Origin of the sequence: Streptococcus infantis, from assembly GCF_047463635.1 — a bacterium.
Lineage (GTDB): Bacteria > Bacillota > Bacilli > Lactobacillales > Streptococcaceae > Streptococcus > Streptococcus infantis_W.
In genome coordinates, this window is sequence record NZ_JASHDL010000055.1 from 1 (window position 1) to 783 (window position 783).

Below are 783 nucleotides of genomic sequence, written 5' to 3' on the forward strand. Positions count from 1 at the left end.
CTGGGATAACCGCTGTTGTACCATCTGGGTATGTAACAGTTGTTGTGCCATCTTTGCCTACTTCAACATCTTTCGCTGTTGGGTTAGATTTCTTAACTTCATCGGCTACCTTAGCTTTTTCTGCATCTGTCAAGTTGCTTGGATCTGTAACTGGTGTTACTGATGGATCCTTAACTGCTTTATCAGCTGATTTCTTAACTGTATTATCTGCTGGGATAACCGCTGTTGCGCCATCTGGGTATGTAACAGTTGTTGTGCCATCTTTGCCAACTTTAACATCTGTTACTGTTGGGTTAGATTTCTTAACTTCGTCTGCTACCTTAGCTTTTTCTGCATCAGTCAAGTTGCTTGGATCTGTAACCGGAGTTACTGATGGATCCTTAACTGCTTTATCAGCTGATTTCTTAACTGCCTTAGCTGCTGGGATTTCTGCTGTTGATCCATCTGGGAAGGTTACAGTTGCTGTTCCATCTTTGCCTACTTCAACATCTTTCGCTGTTGGGTTAGCTTTCTTAACTTCGTCTGCTACTTTAGCTTTTTCTGCATCTGTTAAGTTAGCTGGATCTTTAACTGGTGTCTTAGCTGGATCTTTAACGCCATCTGCATCCTTAGCAGGTGTTGCATCTTTAGCTTTCTCAACTGCCTTAGCTGCTGGGATTTCTGCTGTTGATCCATCTGGGAAGGTTACAGTTGCTGTTCCATCTTTGCCTACTTCAACATCTTTCGCTGTTGGGTTAGCTTTCTTAACTTCGTCTGCTACTTTAGCTTTTTCTGCATCTGTTA

1 pseudogene is annotated in these 783 nt (G+C 42.4%); it reads right to left on the reverse strand.

The window, feature by feature from the left end:
- Nucleotides 1-783 (reverse strand): annotated as a pseudogene (locus QM867_RS10750) (hypothetical protein); the annotation flags it as partial.